Below are 19,991 nucleotides of genomic sequence, written 5' to 3' on the forward strand. Positions count from 1 at the left end.
AAGGAGGAAAACGATGGTGAAGAAGAAAACTATGTTTTCAAGGTCTTTATTTTTACCGCTTATGGTGGCAATTCTCGTCTTTCTTGCAGCTTGTTCATCTAATAACGGGAAAGTAGACACGCCGAGCCCGACTGATGGTGCGGTGAAGCCGACTGAGAGTGCGGCTCCAGCTGAAACCGAGAAACCTGCTCCTGATGATGGTCTCTATTCAATTGAGGATTTCAGTAATGTGAAGAAGAATGAGGGCGAAGCAATTAAGGGAGGCTCCATCACATTCGGACTTGTATCGGATACGCCTTTTGAAGGAACGTTAAACTTCACTTTTTATTCAGGAGATCCCGATTCCCAAGTGTTATCCTGGTTCGATGAAGGGCTGCTTACTTGGGATAAAAGCTATGTATACACAAATGATGGGGCTGCAACCTATGAAGTGTCTGAAGACGGCAAATCGTTTACTCTAACGATTCGTGACAACGTAAACTGGCACGATGGCAAACCAGTAACTGCTGAGGATTTGTTATTTGCCCATGAGGTCATTGGCAACCCGAAATATGACGGACCTCGGTATGACTCCAGTTTCACCAACATCGTAGGGATGGCGGAGTTCCATGATGGAAAAGCAAAAACAATTTCTGGCATAGAAGTACTTAGTGAGAAAAAAATCAAAATTACTTACATTCAATCCACACCATCTTTACTGACTGGTGGTGTATGGACTTATCCATTAGCTAAACATATCTTCGGAAATATGGACGTAGCTAAGATTTCTTCCTCCCCGGAGGTTCGTGAGAAACCAATCGGCTTTGGGCCGTTTAAAGTGAAAAGCATCGTTCCTGGAGAATCTGTCGTTTATGAGAAAAATACAGATTACTGGCGCGGAGAACCTGCCTTGGATGAGGTTGTTCTCAAAGTAATTAGTCCTACAACTATCGTTCAACAACTGAAAAGCGGAGGAGTCGATCTCGTTGACTCATTCCCAGTTGATCAATACCCGGATAACGCGAATTTATCAAACCTTGAATATTTAGGAGCAATTGACCGTGCATATACGTACATTGGTTTTAAACTAGGCAAGTGGGATGCGACGGCGGGGAAGGTCGTTCCTGATGCAAAAGCTAAAATGGGCGATGTGAATTTACGCAAAGCGATGTGGCATGCAGTTGATAACGATCAGGTCGGCAAAAAATTCTATCACGGCTTGCGCTGGAATGCGACGACTCTCATTCCGCCTTCCCATCCTGAGTACCATGATGCTACAAATAAAGGCCTTGCCTTCGATCCAGAGTTAGCCAAGAAAATTTTGGACGATGCCGGATATAAAATGGATGGCAAATTCCGTACGAAACCGGATGGAAGTGAGTTAGTCATTAACTTTATCTCCATGACGGGCGGGGATATTGCACAGCCACTCGCTCAATATTATGTTCAGTCATGGCAAGCTATCGGCTTGAACGTTCAGCTGGAAATGGTGGAATTCAATACATTCTATGACCGCGTTGGTTCCAACGGCGAAGATGATCCAAAGGTTGATGTGTACCAAGGTGCATGGTCTGTAGGTATTGACGTTGATCCATCAGGCTTGTACGGCCGCGAGGCTATCTATAACTTCCCTCGTTATGCTAGTGACGAACAGGATAAATTGCTCAAGGATGGTATTTCAGAAGCAGCCTTTGATGTGAAGGTACGTCAAGGCATCTACAAGGAGTGGCAGGAACTGATGGTGAAAGAGATTCCTGTATTCCCGACTTTGTATCGTGCTATAATCGTTCCAGTTAATAAACGGATACTGAACTATGGGATTGGAGATGGAACGGACCTATATCTTTATCAACTTGCTGTATCCCAAGATAAACCGGTTGTAGCTAAGTAAAACATATCGTAGTTAAAAAAGCCCTCAAAGCCACGTTATCAGTGGTTTTGAAGGCTTTTTTTCGTTTTATTTGCCCCGATTCACGAGCCATTCTGATAGTTCTTCAGATTGGGCAAGAACTGCGATGGGGTCATAATACCAGGATCGATCTTCAGGCCAAATGTAGATTTGTCCATTCTTTACGGCCGGAAGATTGCCCCAGATCGGATCGTTCTGAAATTCTTCTAACGTACGTGTGTTGGATGTCATAATAATATAATCTCCAGCATACGTCGGCAGCATTTCCGATGAAATTTCAGCCCACTGCTTCTTCATGATTTCATCCGCGATACCGACAGGGGGTTTGCGGCCTAACGTTTGATAGATGGGTTGGCCGCCGCGACCGAAGTTATCTCCGTAAACCCAAGTCGTTTTATCGCTGTACTCCATTATGGAGAAGGTTGCACCCTCAGGAATGGCTTTATCGACCTTCGATTTAGCTGTGGCTATGCGAAGGTCATATTCTTCTAGCCATGCTTTAGCCTCGTCCTCTTGACCGAGTAAGTCTCCAAAATAGGTCAACTCCTCGTGAGCATTTTTTAGCTCTCCGTACGGAATGACTACAGTTGGCGCAATTTTACTGAGCTGCTCGTAGCTGTCTCCGTTGCCGGTAATGATGAGATCGGGGGAGAGGCTGATAATGTTTTCAGCGGACGGTTTCCCGTAAACACCTGTATCTGCAACACCAGCTAGCGCTTCTTTGAAATAGTAGTTCTCTATCGTAACACCGGGGGATCCTACCGGGATGACATCCAGTGCAATCAAGCTGCCCAAATATTCTTCGGCTACAATCCGCTTCGGATGAACCGGAATTTCGATGTCGCCATTAACCGTGGATACCGTCTTGAATTGTGGCGCTTCCGGTGCAGCTTCTTCGGTGTTCTTCGATTGAGCGCCGGCAGCGTTGCTCGGAGCTTGCTCCGCTCCACAGCCGGAGACGAGAACTGCAAATAATAGCATTAATGAAACGGTAAAAACTAAACTTCGCTTGCTGTATGGCTTCTGATGTAAAGAAAACAATGTAATATCCTCCTCATTTAAAAACGATAATCATTCTCAGTAACACTTTACCGTGTAAACTTGTAAATGACTATGCACTAAAATGATGTGTGGTCATGCCTATTTGTGACGTGATGTCAGCGCACGAAGCAGCTCTCTAAGCTGCGCTTGCGAGGAGATCGGGTCGTAGCCGCAAAACATTTCAGGCTGGTTAAGCAGGTAGACCTGTTTATGCCGAACGGCCTTAAGTTCCTGCCAGCGAGGGGAACGAAACAAACGATCAACGTGTCGCTGATCACCCGGATACGAAGGCAATGCTGTAATGAAAATATGGTCCGCGGGATAAGATGCAATGGCCTCGATATCTACTTCCACATAACCGCGTGTGGAAATGCCTTGTTCCAGCAATTCTGAGGGAGGCCGAAATCCGAGATCATCATAAAGAATTTGGCAGCCTCTGCCGTAACTGCTGCTGCAGCAATAAGCTTTGCTCGTATCAATCTCCCATACAATTGCGGTACCCCGACAGCCAAGCTCTCGATCAAGCCTATGGTTGCTCCGGATGATCAACTGATCGTAGTATGCAAGCCACGCTTCCGCTTTCTGTCGTCTGTCCACAATGTCGGCAATCATAAGGAACTGTTCGCGCCAGTTCATCGTCATAAAAGGCAATTCCAGCACTGGCGCGAGAGGAAGCAGGCTCTTATTCACCTCTGCCGCGCTGTAGCTGATAATCACATCAGGCCTGGCGGCAGCGATCGCTTCATAATATGTCGAGGGGGTTTGTCCGTATGGATTAAACTTCTGACTGGTGTCTACAAGCAATTTTTTACTTGAATACTCCAGCCAGGAGGTGTAGACGCCAAGCTCTGGGATGATGCCTAGCGCCATCAGGCTTGCCGTATGATTTAGATTCAGTGCAGCGATTCGCTTGTGCTTGCGTTGATAAGCGGTTGGGGAAAGCCCGACGGCTTCTTTGAATTTGCGGCTTAAATATAAGCCCTCCTTATAACCGACTTCTTGTGCGAGAGTATTCAGGTCAGGAGCTCCGACTAAGATGCGGCGCTGAGCGCTGCGAATTCTCAACAGGGTCAGATAGGCATTGAAGGTGCGCCCTGTATTTTTGCGGAAGGTACGTGAGAAATGCTCTTGGCTTACATTGGCCTGTTCAGCCATTTGTTCTCTCGTCAGGTCTTTATTATAATGCGTCTCCATATAATGCAGCGTTTGTTCAAGCCAGTAAATGGATGGTTGCTTCATGGCTGACAGCTCTTGGTACAGTTCTTCCAGGAGCTCAATCCATAGCTGCTGCGTCCGAAACGGACCGCTTAGTTGCGGCTCTCTCCAGACTTTCTCTAGTTCGCCAGCCAGTCTTAAGATTCCGACAAGGCAGCGATGCAGCGGCTCAGGATGAAAGAGACCTCGTTGCTCGGAGCCATCCGCAGTCAAGCAGCGGTATGTAATCTGGATTCCACGCAGCGAGGTGGATGGCTTCAATTTTAAACGTTGGCCGGAATCACATAGAACGACGCTTCCACGGGATATCTCATACTGCTGATCGTTGATATATAACAAGGCTTCACCGCTCCACACGATGAGAATACGCGGAAGGGACTTTGCTTCTTCATAGGAGCTGTCTAGCAATTCAGTATCCAATCTAGTTATTCGGACGGGCATATAAAATAAATGCGGAGTAAGGGACATTTCTTCGCAAGCAGTGGGGGACATATTCAGCATTCACTCTTTCCGGATGATAATAAATCCATCGACTTCCATCATTATAACTGATAATGTTTCTCAATTACAACAAATGAGGCTCTTCCAGAAAAAAAAAGAGCTGCAAAGGATTGACCCTTCAGCAGCTCTTTATCTTAAGCGATCTATGATTAGAAATCAGAACAATGGACTAGGAATGCTGCAGCCAGGAAAGGGATTAACATCCTGGATCGTATTAAAGGGGTACTGTTTAGTAGCAAATTGGCTTTGATACAAATATTCTTGCACAACTAAATTGCTGCCGGTAATGCTGCATAAAACCCCCGTTACACCTTGCCCATTCACCAATGATACACCGACAGGCTGGCCGATTAATCCGAGTGCCTTCGAATACCACGACATTTGAAGCATAAAATAATCACCTCCACCATCCATTGTATGTTAGACATTCGTGGAGGGTAACTGAGGTGAAGTTCGGTTACTTACATGCCTCTGCAAAAATACGAGCAATCTGCTCGCTGTCCGCTTCTCTATAGACATGATCATGATAATGGGGCTTATGAATATCCTGCCACCCTTTTTCTATAGCTCTTTTATAATACTGTAAGGCACGTTCCTTCTCACCGGTTAAATAGAATAAGCAAGCTGCATTCCAATAAAGTGCGGCATCTCCATTCCAATCCCAGCCCTGATCAAGTGCTTGTGCATAGCTCCAAGCCGCTCGTGCATAGTCTCGATCTACGCCATATCTCGTATCTCCGCGCATATAATGGTTACCATTGACAAGGAGATTATTTAAAGGGAGGTTCCACCCAAACAGAACGGGGAAGTCAATCAGAAGCTTGAACCCTACTGCTAAAGCTGTTCGCTGCGAGCCTATATTGCTAGACCAACATTGCCAGCCAACCCTTGCTATACCTCGCATCTTGGCGAGTGCCAGCGCGCCTAATGCTGTCTTTCGCGCCCATCCATTGCCGCGATAGTGTTCATCTGTTTCAATGCCGAACTCACACTCATCCCCGACTACCCAATCTGTAAGGCACCAGCTGATGATGGCCTGACCTTCATCGGTATCTTGAATGGCAACACACCCGAAACCGCTCTCCTCATAAGCTTCCAAGGAAGACCAGCCTCCTTGGATTTCGCGTATGACTCCATCTAGCCCAATTAAGTCTTGCCTCCTAAGCAAGCTGCCATTTACCGGAAAAATATGATCAGCAAGCTTTGTGTCTATTACATCTAGATCGTGGGTAAAAGTCATTCGGCCGCTTCGTAAAGGCAATAGATCTTTCATCACCAGACTGAGCATGTTTTCCCATTTCTCTTCTGAAGGATAGAACAGTACATAATCCAACCGTCCGATCGCCGCAAGCTTCGGCAATAGTTCCTCTTTAAACAGCTGGTTAACTTCCTCAAAAAACAAATGGTTCTCAGGGCTGCCGCCTAGAAAAATACCTTGAGGGCTTGTTAATACAGCAGTTGCGCTGTCAATGGACATGAAAACTCTACCGTGCAAAACACCCTTAATGACACCTTGTATCGATAAATGATGCTTCAAAGCTCCGAAAAGCTCTGCTGCTTTAGTAAACTGTTCGCTAGCAAGTTCCGTTCCTTGATTCATGGTTTTGGACTCAAACATTTCTGTATTTCCTCCCAGAAGCTGATGAGAGGTTTATCCAACTATAAATATAAACCTCTCACATGCTTTTTGATTTGTTTGTACGTATTCAAACATCATCACTCCTTTTAACGTAGTAGAGGCCAAGCTCTAGGATGCTGTCATATTTATGTCTACATTCATTATGAATAGCTCATACAAGCGAAGCAAGGTGAAGTTTATTTATATTTAAACATTACAGATCAGAGTTCTAATAGCCAACTTAGCAAAAAATATCAAAAACAGACCTCTTTCATCTGCTATTCTAATGTCAAAGGAGGGCGCCCCTTTGAGCACTCACGACATCATTCAAAAAAGTATTCAATACATGGAAAGCCATCTTCAGGAAGAGATTACGCTGGAACAAATAGCAGCACACGTTGGTTTTTCTCTATATCATTTTCATCGTTTATTCCGGAAGGAAGTGGGCATTAACATTGCGGATTATTTGAGAAGCCGTCGACTCTGTTATGCATCTAGACTGCTTCTATACTCCGAGGAATCCATCATAAATATTTCGCTTTACTGTCATTTTGAAAGTCAGGAAGCATTTACAAGAGCTTTCAAAAAAATGTACAGCATGCCGCCGGGCCGTTACCGTAAAGTATTTACACCACATACGCATACCACATTAGGAGGAGATAGGATGAAACAAGCTTCATCTGTGAAAGACTGGTTTCTTACTGGAAGTCACCCTCAAAACTATGAGATGGGAGTAGATCGCAGTATTGTTCATCAAGGCAATGCATCTGGGTACTTGAAGGCACTCACTCCGGAGGAGCCAGAACAATTTGCTACGATGATGCAACAATTTAAAGCTCAAAATTATATCGGACGGAGAATGCGGTTCACAGGTTTTGTGAAGACAAGTGGGGTAGAGGAGTATTGCGGCTTGTGGATGAGAGTAGACAATCAGGCACAGGATGTACTTCAATTCGATAACATGAATAACAGGAGGATTTTCGGTGATACTGGCTGGAATCATTACGCTATTGTCCTCGATATTCCAGAGAATAGCGCGAGCATATCAATCGGAGTTCTGCTTATGGGTAAAGGACAGGTGTGGGTGGACAGCTTCAAGTTTGAAGAGGTAGACCTTAGCGTGCCTACGACCAACCTGGAGATAGAGAGCGAAATACTGGATGGTCCGTCTAATCTGTCATTCGAAGAATAGTTCAAGGTAGAATAGATTCATCTTAAGATTCCAGGGATTGACATAATTTGTGAATAATCATATAATACCAAGTAAATAAGTTGGAATACTGTTAGATATGGACAAATAACGAAGCATGTAAAGGAGAATACAAAATGGCTGTTCAAACTTTTAAAGCGAGTGCTCATTTGCAAGAGGGAGTAAAAGTGATAACCAAATCTAGACATTTCGAACTAACCATAGATGAGCCGAAAAGCTTGGGTGGAACGGATACAGGGATGAATCCAGTCGAAGCACTTCTTGCTTCCTTGGGAGCTTGCCAATCTATTGTTGCTAGAGTCTATGCACCCAAGTTTGATGTGAAACTCGATGATTTCAGCGTAGAGGTAGAAGGCGATATTGATCTTGATGGATTTTTCAATAAATCCGATGTCCGTCCTGGTTACTCTGATATCCGCTATACGTTCCGAATCAAAACCGATTCACCAAAAGAAAAGGTCGAGGAGTTTGTGAAATTTCTGGAGAGCAAATGTCCAGTAGGCGATACAATCGCAAATCCAGTTAACGTGAAATTAGAAAGCATCATTATCGATAATTAATCGAAGCTTATCGTTATCATAGATCGTTTATACATAAAAGATAAAGTAGGCCGGGTTTCTTTTCTATGAATAAAGGAAACATTTAACTTACTAGAAGTGTTAGTTGCTCAAACCTTGCTAATTCATCGAAGATGCAGTCTCTAATCGATGCTCTTGTAAATGCTGGAGCGAAATATACAAATGTTTAACAAGTAAAGCAGCCGAACTCTTTTTCCTAATGGAAGTAGAACTCGGCTGTTTTTATACCATGATAGGAACGAATAACAAAATAACAATATTGTCATTATCCTCACAAACTGATATAGTAAGCTAAAAATCACCGAGAGGGGGATAGTGCTGAGCAATAGAATCATTCTGCAAATCGGATGAAGAATGCTTGCTCGCTGCCCAATATGACAAATGATCTTCCATTGAATAAGGAAACGATTTTAGATGCAGCCGAACAGGTGCTTAGGCGTTACGGACCCGATAAAAGCTCGGTTGTGGATGTAGCTAAGGTGCTGCAAGTAAGCCATGGGACACTGTATCGCCATTTTGCCAGTAAAGCTGCATTGCGTGAAGCGGTAACCGGGCGTTGGCTCGAGAGATGCATCGCACTTCCATTAGAAGCGATAGCTAATCAAACCGGAGGCAGCTCTTCAGAGCGCTTGCGTTTATGGATGGAAACGCTCATCCGCAGCAAGCGAAACTATGCTGCCAATGATTCAGAGATGTTTGCGATGTACGCGGCTGTCACCGTAAATGCGGTTGAAATGATCACCGATCATGTTCAACGCTTGATCGGGCAGATCGCACAGATTATTGATGAAGGGATTCGATCGAGCGAATTCAAGTCTGGACATGCGGAGAGCCTAGCTAAGGCAGTCTTTTACGCAACGTCGAAATTTCATCATCCCGCACATGCCAATGAATGGTTGGCAGAAAACACGGATGCGGAGTTCGATATCGTATGGAATCTACTGCTTAGTGGAATCCTATCATTTAATAAGTGAACGTATGAAGGCCCCTTATGATGATTTTTAATCAGAGGGGCTTTTCTATTTTTCGCTAAATGAAATGACAAATATTAAATACTGTCACTTGATATTTGTTTGTATGGCGAATATAATCAAAATATAAGTAAGCACATTCCTAGGAGGGAAAATGATGCAAAACAAATTGGCTGGGAAAGTTGCTTTGGTAACGGGGGCGTCTAGAGGGATTGGACGGGAAATTGCTGAGAAGCTAGCAAGTCATGGCGCGAAGGTTGTAGTGAATTTCGCGAGCAACCCTAGTAAAGCTGAGGAAGTAGTGAATGGTATTAACCGTTTAGGTGGTGAAGCAATAGCCATTCAAGCTGACATAAGTATCGTGGCGGAAGTAGAGGTTATGTTCAGCAAAACATTAGAAGCTTTCGGGCAAGTCGACATCCTTGTTAATAACGCGGGTATTATGATTACGAAACCTATAGCCAATATGACGGAGGAAGACTTCGACAAGCAATTCGCTATTAATGTGAAGGGCACATTTTTTGCTTGCCAACAAGCGGCATTGCATATGAACCGCAACGGGCGAATTATCAACTTCTCAACCTCGGTTATTGGTTCAATGTTTCCAACCTACAGCGTTTATGCAGCAACGAAAGGAGCTGTTGAACAGATAACTCGCCAGCTAGCGAAGGAGCTTGGTCCAAAAGGCATAACCATTAATGCAATCGCACCTGGTCCTGTTAACACAGAGCTCTTTAAGGTGGGCAAAACAGAGGAGCAAATAGCGGGTATTGCAAGTATGAATGCGTTCGGAAGACTGGGTGAGCCTGAGGATATATCGGGTGTGGTGCTGTTTTTGTCAGGTAGGGAATCACAGTGGATGACAGGTCAGACTATTCGGGTGAATGGCGGGTTCGTTTAAGAGAGAGGATGGTTTTTGTTGTGAAAAAAAAAGACGAGTCCGTTCAGCAGCGTGTGCGGTACGGACTCGTCTTTTGTTAGGCCATGAAGCTTAGAATAAGGGCTGACAGTTCACTTGCTATTTTTCGTCCTCATTCACTTTCTCATCAAACCACATAGGATCATCGTTATCGACGTTATAGTTGATAAGCAGCTCTTCGCCAGCTTTTACGTCCGAGTAAGTAAAGAAGTTTACGACATGATTGTCAAAATCAAGATCGTGATACGCATTTGGGGTATAGGAATGGTTGAATAACATGCCGTATCCAAGCAAGATAGCAGTGTGATTAGCACCATACTCAAACACATAGTCAGCAAGCATGGTCTTCTCTATATGCTCATGCTCCTCGTTCGGAAAAGGAATGACCGGGGCTTCATGGAACAGAACGCCTTTTGCAATATCAACCTTCGCAAATACTCCTCTATTAAACTCTCCGTCGCTAAGCTTAGAAGTCTTTACCTCAATCATGTTAGTCACCTACGCGTTCTTTAGTCTAAGGAGCTCATTATCATTGTATCAAAGCTCGCTCACCTTAGGTAATATATCAATATAATGAGTAAATAGCCAGCGACTTAGGGAAACGTTATTTAATATCCGTACATCATTATGGAAACATTTATTATTTTTAGCCCGTTTAAGTTAAGAGGTGATGATGATGCACAAAAAAATGCTGCTTTATCTTTTATGTGGGGTAATGATGTTAAGTACAGCTCTTATAGCAAAGCCAAAAGCGGTCTTTGCATGCTCGTGCGCAATGCAGCCGTCCGCAGAGACGCATGTAAAAGAAGAACTTGATCGCAAGACCGCCGTTTTCACAGGTAAAGTAATCAAAGTAACACCTCCCAAACAGAAAAAAACGATGTCCACTGCTGATCTAGTTCAAGTTGACTTTGAGGTATCAACGGTATGGAAAGGGGAGTTGAAGCAGCAGACAGCAATTTATACAGCGATGAGCTCTGCGAGCTGCGGCTATGACGGCTTTAAAGTCGGTGATGCCTATATCGTGTCTGCTTATGACAGATCAGGAGAGCTTGAAACAGGGATGTGCGATTTAACGAAGCCCGTCTCTACAGCGGGAGATGAGTTGAAGGTTCTGGGGAAAGGTTATGATCCGTTACCCTTAAGCGCTGGTGAGCTTTTTCCAGGTAACGGGGATGCTGCTAATGAAGTGTCTAAAGAAAGTGGAGCATCGAAGCTGCAGCTCATCATAGGCGCGCTAGCGCTCTTCATGACCATTGGGATTGTCGTTAGGCGGGCACGCCGTCGTCGATAAATGTAATAAAGGGCTGTTCATTTATTAGTTGATTATGTGCAAAAAAAAGCCGATTTCTCCTCTTGAGGATCTCGGCCTTTTTCTATGCTGTCATAGGCTTCAAGAGTCCTCTTCACGTATGAATAATAAGCTATAAGAATGACATACCCTAACCTAATCCATGGATCTCTTATTTACTTTAATGAAAAATATGGTTAAATGGGGAGTGGTGAAACGAGTTCTTTGAACAGGCGCTTCGCCAAAAAGTAACGATTTTGGAGGGATCCATATGTACAAGCTGCTGCTCGTCGATGACGAGCCAGAAGTTACGGAAGGATTAATGGGAGAGATTGATTGGAAGAGCTGCGGGTTCACAGAAGTGAGGACGGCAGGGAACGGTAAGGAAGCGATGGAGATTTTTGAGAAAATGGAGCCTGACGTGCTCATTACGGATATTAGCATGCCTTTTATGAATGGATTGGAACTCTCGGATTGGGCGAGAAAGATGTACCCCATTACACGTATTGTCATCTTATCGGGTCATGATGAATTTGAATATGCGAAGCAGGCCATACATTTGCAGGTAGAAGCTTATGTTTTGAAACCGTTCTCGGCAAGGCAGCTGACGGACACGATTGCGGAAGTGGCGAAGCGCATGGATGAGGAGCGGGAGAAGCGGAGCAATATCGAGCTTCTGGAGGAGCATTACCGCACAAGCCTGCCCATCGTTCGCGAGAAATTCCTTTCCTCCTTAATCACTCGCAAGCAGCCTCATAAGGACATATCTATAAAAGCAGCGAAATACGGGATGGAGCTGAATGGTGAAGGGTATGTCGTATCGATCATTGCTGTCAACCACTCTGATCATCAGAATGAAGCAGATGCTAAACCAGCCTCCCATTCACTAGCAGCGTCGACCGATCTGGACTTAAAGCTGTTCTCCGTCTGCAACATTGCGAGTGAAATATGGGCGAGGCATGAGCTTGGCAAAGTTTTTATTCATCAAGATCAAGTTGTATTGTTCACGGTAAGCCCGCGACCGGATAAAGAACGGGTTATGGAGCAGACACAGGATGCACTAAAGGAAATTTTGCAAAGCATTGAGAAGTTTTTGCGTTTCCCGGTCATGATCGGCGTCGGAACATTCACACGAGATATTGGAAACCTCAAATATGCCTATGAGGCGGCAATGGTCGCACTAGATTACCGGCGTATTCTCGGCAACAATCTGATTATTTGTATTGATGATATGGAAACTCGTATGCACGACAAGCTCCTCTTCGACGAATGGAAGGAACAAAATCTAGTTCGAACGGTGAAGCTCGGAACGGAGAAAGAGCTGGAGGAAGTTATTGATGGGTTGTTTGACGAAATTTCCCGCGTTCAGGCTCCTGTTCACGAGTACCAGCATTATTTGCTCGAAATGGTGACGGCGATTATCAAATTGACCAAAGCTTATGAGAGCGATAATGATGATATTTTCGCAGGCGGATGGGGCATATTGAATCAATACCAGAAGCTGAACAGCATGCAGGAAACAAAGGCATGGTTTGGAGAGTTATGTGCTAAGGTACGCAGTCGTATCGCCAGTCGGAGGCAGCATACATACAAACAAATCGTAGAGGATGCCATTAACTATACGAAAGAACATTATCACGAGAGTGATTTGTCTATAGCGAAGCTATGCGCTCATTTGCATATTAGTACAGGCTATTTCAGTGGTTTATTCAAAAAAGAGCTGAAAATGACGTACGGCACCTATTTGCTGCAGCTTCGAATGGAACAGGCGAAGGAGCTGCTTCGCACGACGGATCTCAAAGCGTTTGAAATTGCTGAAAAGATCGGATTTGCCGATCCAAATTATTTTAGCCTCAGCTTTAAGAAGTACGCCGGATCGTCTGCCAAAGAATATCGAAGCGGCTTGTCGGGACAGGAGAAATGATGAACCGCAAAAGCATTCAGTTTATTTTAACCGTCTCTTTTACGTTATTTTCCGTTTTTATTATATTGATTGTCAGCTTTGTGCTATACGGCCGTTTCTCTGCTACCGCAAAGGAAAATGCTTTTCGCAATTCACAGCAAATCGTTGACCAAGTGAGCTACAATCTTGAAAATTATGTGGAGGTTACGTCCGATTTATTCAACATGATGCATCATGCAATCGGTCAAAGCGATGATGTAGAGTCTGATGGGATGCGCCGCCAGCTTGAGTCAATGATGTCCACGCGGACCGATACGGTATCGCTTGTCTTATTCGATGACAAGGGTCAGCTGCTCATTGATTTGCCGAACGTCGAATTGAAGGAAACGCTGAAAGTGACGGAGGAAGGTTGGTTCCGAAGCGCACTCGATTCGGAAGGACATTTATCCATCTCACTCCCTCATGTTCAAAATTTGTACAAGCAGCAGTTCAGATGGGTCGTATCGATGAGCAAAAGCATCACGGTCCAGCATCAGGGCAAGCAGGTCAATGGCGTTTTGCTGATGGATGTCAATTTCAACACGATTGATGAGCTGTCCGAACGAGTTAGCCTAGGGCAAAAGGGATATGTGTATTTGCTTGATGAGTCGGCGGGCAACATCGTGTACCATCCGCAGCTTGAGCTCATCTATGCAAAGCTGAAGGCGGAGAATGTGGAGCTGGCGCTTAAGCATACTTATGGCAGTTTTATTGATGATTCTACGGATGTGGCTAAAATGGTCAGCGTTCAAACGATTGGCAATGTCGGCTGGAAGGTTGTTGGCGTATCCTACTTGGACGAGGTGATGACGACAAGCTGGCAGTTGAACCGTTCGATGACGAAGCTGCTCATCGCTTTTGCACTTATCGTGTTTTTATTATCGAGCTTAGTAGCTCGGCGCATATCAAGGCCAATAAAGCGGCTGGAGCTTTCAATGAAAAGCGTAGAGCGGGGCGATTTCAACCTGGCGGCCAGTGGCGAGGGCCCGCTTGAGATCAAGCGTCTTGCAGATCGGTACAACATTATGATCGGAACGATCAAACAATTGATGGACCGAATTGTAACGGAACAGGAAAGCAAGCGAAAGTATGAGCTGGAAGCGCTGCAAGCGCAGATCAATCCGCATTTTCTATACAACACGTTAAATACGGTCGTGCGCATGGTTGGCATGAACAAGAATGAAGAGGTTATAACGACAATTACCTCGTTGTCCAAGCTGTTTCGAATTAGTATAGGCAAAGGGAAAAGCCTAATCACGCTAGCGGACGAGATGGAGCATGCACGAAACTATTTGGTTATCCAGCAAATGCGTTTCAAAAATAAATTCGAGTATTCCTTTGATTTACAGCAAGAGGCATTGTCACTTGCAACCTTAAAGCTTATTGTTCAGCCTCTGATTGAGAATGCGCTCGTGCATGGCATTGAGCCTTCTGTTGACAAGGGGCATATTACCGTTTCGATGAGGCTCGATGGCAGTGATATTGTTGTAAAGATCGCGGATAATGGGCTTGGCATGTCGGAGGAGAGAATGAGTAAAGTTCTTGCAGGTACAGTCGTAAGCTCGAAGGGATCGGGTGTAGGAGTTATGAATGTGCAGGAGAGAATTCGACTGTTCTTCGGTCCTTCTTATGGTTTGCATTTCGAGAGTGAGCAGGAAGTTGGCACAACCGTCACGATTCGTTTCCCTGCCCTTACACTTCAGCAAGCTGAAGGAGGGGAGAAGCATAATGGTTAATATCAAAGGAAAGGTCATTAGCGGGCTGCTCCTCATCATAGCTGTCCTTTTATTATATTCCGCGCTTTACCCAGGAACAGATGAGCCAAAGAAGGAGAAGGCTGGGAAGACAATACAGCTTATTCTTCGAACAAGCAAAGGCGACTACTGGAAAAACGTGACGATGGGCGCGCAAGCCGCCGTCAAGGAATTTGGCATTACTCTTCATGTCTCAGCCGGTGCGGATGAGGGGGACATCGAAGGGCAGCTTCAGTCAGCTATGCAATCGCTAGAGACTCATCCTGATGCAATTGTACTAGGTGCGAATGATGATGCGGCATTTGAGCCTTTTTTGAAGGAAGCTGCGAAGCGGAATATTCCCGTTATCGCAATGGACAGCTTGCTAACGTCGGGTAAGACGGTATCTTATGTGGGAATGGACAATTATATGGCTGGAAAAGAAGCGCTGCGGGAAATCGCCAAACAGCTTGGAGGCAAAGGCGAGGTTGCCATTGTAACGTACAGCAAGGGCGGAATTAACGGTGTACTTAGGGAGCGGGGCATTCGCGATGCCGTTGAAGAATATGAGGGTCTCCACCTTGTAGGCAGTCAATTGTGCTCAGAGGAGTATCAGGCATGTGAACAGACCGTCAGCAGTATTTTAGATAAGCAGAAAGTAGACGGCATATTAGCACTCAACACAGAAACGACGATTGGAGCGGCGCATGAGCTGAAACGCAGGCAAGTGGGCAATAAAATTAAATTAGTAGGCTTCGATAGTTCACCGGAGCTGCTAGAGCTGCTTCAGGAAAATCAGCTGCAGTCACTTATCGTGCAAAATCCATTCAGTATGGGCTATCTTAGCGTCAAGCATGCGTTGGCAGCAGCAGAGGGAGAAACGGTCCCCGAACGGGTTGAAATGAGTATGGAGCTCATAACGGAAGAGAACATGTTTTGGCTGAAAAATCAGAAGTTATTGTTCCCCGTCGTGCAATAATGCTAAATTATTATGCAAATAGATGAGGATTTTAATAAAAGTGATGAGGATATTACATGTGAATCCCTCCGAAATTACGACATAATGAAGCAGTAGTTAATTCATCTACCAGGGGGATATAAATTATGAAAAAGTGGACAGCAGCGCTCGTTATTGGAGCAGTGGCAGTTACAGCAGCAGGTTGCGGAAGCGCGAATGGAGAGGGAAGCTCAAGCAGCTTGCCTAAAGCGGGCGTAGCCATTTATAAATTTGATGACACATTTATGAGTGGCGTGCGCAGCGCAATCGATACTGCGGCGGAAGGCAAATTGGCAGTAGATATCGTAGATAGCCAAAACTCACAGCCAACACAAAATGATAAAGTTGATTTGTTTATTACGAAGAAAGTAAAAGCAATGGCAGTTAACCCGGTTGACCGTACAGCTGCTGGCATCGTTATCGATAAAGCACAAAAAGCTAATATTCCAGTTGTATTCATTAACCGCGAGCCGCTTGCTGATGATTTGGCGAAATGGGACAAAGCCTTTTTTGTAGGCGCCAAAGCTGAAGAATCAGGAACAATGGAAGGCGAGATCATCGCTGAGTACTGGAAAGCACATCCGGAAGCGGATAAGAACGGTGACGGCGTGCTCCAATATGTAATGCTGAAAGGCGAGCCGGGACATCAAGATGCTGAGCTGCGGACGAAATTCTCCGTACAAGCGATTCAAGATGCTGGCATTAAAGTGGAGAAGGTAGCGGAAGATACAGCGATGTGGGATCGTGTAAAAGGCCAAGAGAAAATGGCAGCGTTCCTTGCTTCAAAAGGCGACAGCATTGAAGCCGTTCTAGCAAACAACGATGACATGGCGCTTGGTGCGATTGAAGCATTGAAAGCTGCTGGCTACTTTAAAGACAATAAATTTATGCCGGTTGTCGGCGTTGATGCAACAGATCCTGCTAATCAAGCGTTAAAAGAAGGCACTTTGCTCGGTACTGTTCTGAACGATGCGACTAACCAAGGTAAAGCAACCGTTGAGCTTATGCGTGTACTTGCCGCAGGCGAAACACCAACGAAAGAAAATACAGGCTTTGAAATTACAGATGGCAAATATGTTTGGATTCCATATCAAAAGGTAACGCAAGAGAGCAAATAGTATAAGCAGTACGATGGATGATCAAGAGCGGGGGAATAACGTCACTTGCGTTGCCCCTGTTTTTTTTCGCCCGCTTGCTTGGCGGGCTGGACAAAGGGAGGCTATACGATGGCAAAGCAGCATCCATATTTGCTTGAAATGAACGGGATTACCAAAACGTTTCCAGGTGTTAAGGCGCTAGATGATGTAACATTAAAAGTACGACCTGGCACGGTTCATGCGCTTATGGGTGAGAACGGTGCAGGCAAATCTACATTGATGAAATGCTTGTTTGGCATATACAAGCCGGATAACGGTGAGATCATTCTCGATGAACAAAAGGTTGACATTAAAAACTCCAAGGACGCTTTGAACTACGGCGTCTCCATGATTCATCAGGAGCTGCATCCGGTGCCGCAGCGCAGCGTGATGGAGAACATTTGGCTTGGCAGATTTCCGGTAAGAGGCATTGCGCCATTCCGGTTCATTGATCATAAAAAGATGTACCGCGACACAGCTCAGCTGTTCGAGGATTTGAATATGACCATCGATCCGAACCAGCTAGTCGGTGAATTATCGGTCTCCAAAATTCAATCGCTCGAAATTGCCAAAGCGGTATCCTTCAATTCAAAAATTATCGTAATGGATGAGCCCACCTCGTCGCTCACAGGCAATGAGGTAGAGCAACTGTTCGACATTATCAATAAGCTGCGGGCACGGGGCGTTTCGATTATTTATATTTCGCACAAAATGGAAGAAATTTTGCGTATCTCCGATGATGTGACGATTATGCGTGACGGCAAATATATTGGTACTTGGCCAGCACCTGAGCTGACCATCGATACGATTATTACTAGAATGGTAGGGCGTGATTTATCTGATCGATTCCCAGAGCGTACGAACAAGCCCGGAGAGGTCATGCTGCGCGTAGAAGGGTTAACTTCGCCGCATGCGCATTCCTTCAAGGATGTATCATTCGATCTGAGAAAAGGTGAGATTCTCGGAATAGGCGGACTGGTTGGCGCGCAGCGTACTGAACTAGTTGAAGCTTTGTTCGGACTTCGTTCCGTGAAATCGGGTATCATCTACAAAAATGGCAAGCCGATTACGATTAAGTCGCCAATCGATGCTAAACGCCACAAAATTGCACTGCTAACCGAGGAGCGCCGAGTAACGGGAATTTTCCCGGTTTTGTCCGTGACGGAGAACACCGCGATCGCTAATCTGGATTTATATCAAAATCGCTTCGGCTTCCTAAATGAGTCGAAGATGAGATCGGAGGCAGCAAAAGGCGTAGAGAAATTCAAAACAAAAACGCCGTCTGTTGATCAGCTTATTCGTAACCTATCCGGCGGTAATCAGCAGAAAGTGCTTCTAGCTCGTTGGCTGCTTACGAATCCAGATATTTTACTGCTGGACGAACCAACACGGGGCATTGATATCGGCGCTAAATATGAGATTTACAACATTATTATTGAGCTAGCAAAGCAAGGGAAAAGCATTATTATGATTTCGTCTGAGATGCCAGAGCTTATTGGTATGTCGGATCGCATTATAGTGATGTCGGAAGGACGTGCCACAGGTATTCTTGAAGGCAATATGGCGACCGAGCAAAGTATTATGCGGCTTGCTGCACAGACGGGCTAATGATGAAGGATTTAAAGGAGGTTCACGGCAATGGAAGCAACTAAAGGTTTAAAAATAAAAAATGCATTTTCGCAAAATGCCATTTGGATTGTACTTGTCGCATTAATTTTAGGAATCGCCATTATTGATGCAAACTTTTTGTCTATTACAACGCTTAGAGATATGATGGTGCAATCATCGACACGAGTGATTATTGCGCTTGGCGCGGCTTTTGTACTTATAACAGCGGGAACAGACTTGTCGGCTGGTCGTGTAGTCGGACTCAGTGCGGTTGTATCCGCATCGATGCTGCAAATGCCTGAGTATGCAAGCAAGTTTTTCCCTAACTTGCCTGAGCTATGGGTAATCATCCCGATCATCATCGCTATTACGGTTGGTTTGTTGGTTGGACTATTGAACGGTTTAATCGTAGCGAAGTTTAATGTGCCGCCTTTTATCGCTACACTAGGTACGATGGTTGCAGTGTACGGTGCGAACTCTCTTTACTTCGATATGCCACCGAACAACTCGCAGCCGATTGGCGGCTTGCGCAAGGACTTCACAGAAATCGGAACAGGTGCGCTGGGAAGTGGACAATTCTCCATCCCTTATATCGTATTGATCGCTATTTTTGTAGCCTTCATCGTATGGGTTGTATTCAATAAAACACGTCTCGGCAAAAATATGTACGCAATCGGCGGCAACATTCAAGCTGCGCACGTATCCGGTATCAACGTGGCAAAGAACTTGATGTGGATTTATGCGATTGCTGGCGCTTTGTACGGCTTGGCTGGTGTGCTTGAAGCAGCGCGTACGGGCGGAGCTTCGAACAACTACGGCAATATGTATGAGCTTGATGCGATTGCGGCTTGCGTTGTCGGCGGTGTTTCGACGACTGGCGGCGTAGGCAGAGTGAAGGGGATCATCGCAGGTGTGCTCATTTTCACCGTCATCAACTATGGTTTGACTTACATCGGTATTAATCCTAACTGGCAGCTGATTATCAAAGGTTTGATCATCGTTGTTGCTGTAGCTTTCGATATTCGCAAATATGTAGCGAAAAAGTAAGACGAGAAGGAAGAAGAAGCTGTCCCTGGAGGTCGATGACCTCGGGCGGCTTCTTTTTTTATGTCGTATGAGGTAAGTACATATGTTCACAAACAGCAAAAGTATACTTACTTCGAATTAACCTCGAATTAACTTTTATAATCTTAGTATCCCATGCAGCCGGCGGGCTCCCATTGTACTTTGTGCAACGTACCGCCCTTTATAACAGTAACGCTGGTGCTAGACTGCAGTTACTGCAATAGAAACCTAACACAGTAGCTCATATTTCAAATTGCAAGCTATTACTATTGCATTTC

17 protein-coding genes are annotated in these 19,991 nt (G+C 45.0%); 12 read left to right on the forward strand and 5 right to left on the reverse strand.

Annotated features, from left to right (window positions below; translation table 11 throughout):
• The first annotated feature begins 13 nt into the window (after window positions 1–13).
• Window positions 14–1,870, forward strand: a complete 1,857-nt coding sequence (locus AC787_RS19830; RefSeq protein ID WP_200930721.1) for an oligopeptide ABC transporter substrate-binding protein — start codon at window positions 14–16, stop codon at window positions 1,868–1,870.
• A gap of 66 nt (window positions 1,871–1,936) precedes the next feature.
• Here the strand turns inward: AC787_RS19830 and AC787_RS19835 are convergent, their stop codons facing one another.
• The 4 genes from AC787_RS19835 to AC787_RS19850 all read right to left on the reverse strand — a co-directional run bounded on the left by AC787_RS19835 (window position 1,937) and on the right by AC787_RS19850 (window position 6,263).
• A complete protein-coding gene (locus AC787_RS19835) occupies window positions 1,937–2,929 on the reverse strand; it encodes an iron-hydroxamate ABC transporter substrate-binding protein (protein WP_321166132.1) in 993 nt (330 codons plus the stop codon).
• 99 nt (window positions 2,930–3,028) lie between these two features.
• Window positions 3,029–4,645 (reverse strand): ABC transporter substrate-binding protein, encoded by a 1,617-nt coding sequence (locus AC787_RS19840; protein ID WP_054026371.1) that lies wholly within the window; start codon window positions 4,643–4,645, stop codon window positions 3,029–3,031.
• Window positions 4,646–4,801: 156 nt separating this feature from the next.
• Window positions 4,802–5,026, reverse strand: coding sequence for a hypothetical protein (locus tag AC787_RS19845; RefSeq protein ID WP_054027157.1), 225 nt, complete (start codon window positions 5,024–5,026; stop codon window positions 4,802–4,804).
• A gap of 76 nt (window positions 5,027–5,102) precedes the next feature.
• On the reverse strand, window positions 5,103–6,263 hold the full coding sequence (locus AC787_RS19850) for a GNAT family N-acetyltransferase (protein WP_054026372.1): 1,161 nt from the start codon (window positions 6,261–6,263) through the stop codon (window positions 5,103–5,105).
• Between the two features lie 307 nt (window positions 6,264–6,570).
• Here AC787_RS19850 and AC787_RS19855 point away from each other — a divergent pair, with 307 nt between their 5' ends.
• The 4 genes from AC787_RS19855 (at window position 6,571) to AC787_RS19870 (ending at window position 9,923) form a co-directional block, all read left to right on the forward strand.
• Window positions 6,571–7,455 carry a helix-turn-helix domain-containing protein gene (locus AC787_RS19855; RefSeq protein WP_054026373.1) on the forward strand — a complete coding sequence of 295 codons (885 nt, stop codon included), beginning with the start codon at window positions 6,571–6,573 and terminating at the stop codon, window positions 7,453–7,455.
• Between the two features lie 134 nt (window positions 7,456–7,589).
• Window positions 7,590–8,033, forward strand: a complete 444-nt coding sequence (locus tag AC787_RS19860) for an OsmC family protein (RefSeq protein ID WP_054026374.1) — start codon at window positions 7,590–7,592, stop codon at window positions 8,031–8,033.
• 365 nt (window positions 8,034–8,398) lie between these two features.
• Window positions 8,399–9,025 carry a TetR family transcriptional regulator gene (locus tag AC787_RS19865; protein WP_235561020.1) on the forward strand — a complete coding sequence of 209 codons (627 nt, stop codon included), beginning with the start codon at window positions 8,399–8,401 and terminating at the stop codon, window positions 9,023–9,025.
• 154 nt (window positions 9,026–9,179) lie between these two features.
• Window positions 9,180–9,923, forward strand: a complete 744-nt coding sequence (locus AC787_RS19870; RefSeq protein WP_054026375.1) for an SDR family oxidoreductase — start codon at window positions 9,180–9,182, stop codon at window positions 9,921–9,923.
• Between the two features lie 117 nt (window positions 9,924–10,040).
• On the opposite strand, the gene AC787_RS19875 is transcribed toward AC787_RS19870, so the two are convergent.
• Window positions 10,041–10,430, reverse strand: a complete 390-nt coding sequence (locus AC787_RS19875; protein WP_054026376.1) for an SET domain-containing protein — start codon at window positions 10,428–10,430, stop codon at window positions 10,041–10,043.
• A 187-nt stretch (window positions 10,431–10,617) separates the two neighbouring features.
• Here AC787_RS19875 and AC787_RS19880 point away from each other — a divergent pair, with 187 nt between their 5' ends.
• The 7 genes from AC787_RS19880 (at window position 10,618) to mglC (ending at window position 19,695) form a co-directional block, all read left to right on the forward strand.
• Window positions 10,618–11,235: a hypothetical protein gene (locus AC787_RS19880; RefSeq protein WP_054026377.1), complete on the forward strand. Its 618-nt coding sequence runs from the start codon at window positions 10,618–10,620 to the stop codon at window positions 11,233–11,235.
• Between the two features lie 268 nt (window positions 11,236–11,503).
• Window positions 11,504–13,156 (forward strand): response regulator, encoded by a 1,653-nt coding sequence (locus AC787_RS19885; RefSeq protein ID WP_054026378.1) that lies wholly within the window; start codon window positions 11,504–11,506, stop codon window positions 13,154–13,156.
• Window positions 13,153–14,910 carry a sensor histidine kinase gene (locus AC787_RS19890; protein ID WP_054026379.1) on the forward strand — a complete coding sequence of 586 codons (1,758 nt, stop codon included), beginning with the start codon at window positions 13,153–13,155 and terminating at the stop codon, window positions 14,908–14,910. Before AC787_RS19885 ends, AC787_RS19890 begins: the two co-directional genes overlap by 4 nt.
• A complete protein-coding gene (locus AC787_RS19895; RefSeq protein WP_054026380.1) occupies window positions 14,903–15,886 on the forward strand; it encodes a substrate-binding domain-containing protein in 984 nt (327 codons plus the stop codon). The genes AC787_RS19890 and AC787_RS19895 overlap by 8 nt, the downstream gene beginning before the upstream one ends.
• A gap of 125 nt (window positions 15,887–16,011) precedes the next feature.
• Window positions 16,012–17,022 (forward strand): galactose ABC transporter substrate-binding protein, encoded by a 1,011-nt coding sequence (locus AC787_RS19900; protein WP_054026381.1) that lies wholly within the window; start codon window positions 16,012–16,014, stop codon window positions 17,020–17,022.
• A 108-nt stretch (window positions 17,023–17,130) separates the two neighbouring features.
• Window positions 17,131–18,648: a sugar ABC transporter ATP-binding protein gene (locus tag AC787_RS19905; RefSeq protein WP_054026382.1), complete on the forward strand. Its 1,518-nt coding sequence runs from the start codon at window positions 17,131–17,133 to the stop codon at window positions 18,646–18,648.
• A 30-nt stretch (window positions 18,649–18,678) separates the two neighbouring features.
• Window positions 18,679–19,695 (forward strand): galactose/methyl galactoside ABC transporter permease MglC, encoded by a 1,017-nt coding sequence (gene mglC, locus AC787_RS19910; protein WP_054026383.1) that lies wholly within the window; start codon window positions 18,679–18,681, stop codon window positions 19,693–19,695.
• The last annotated feature ends 296 nt before the right edge of the window (window positions 19,696–19,991 follow it).

Origin of the sequence: Bacillus sp. FJAT-28004 (genome assembly GCF_001280845.1) — a bacterium.
Classification (GTDB): domain Bacteria; phylum Bacillota; class Bacilli; order Paenibacillales; family Paenibacillaceae; genus Pristimantibacillus.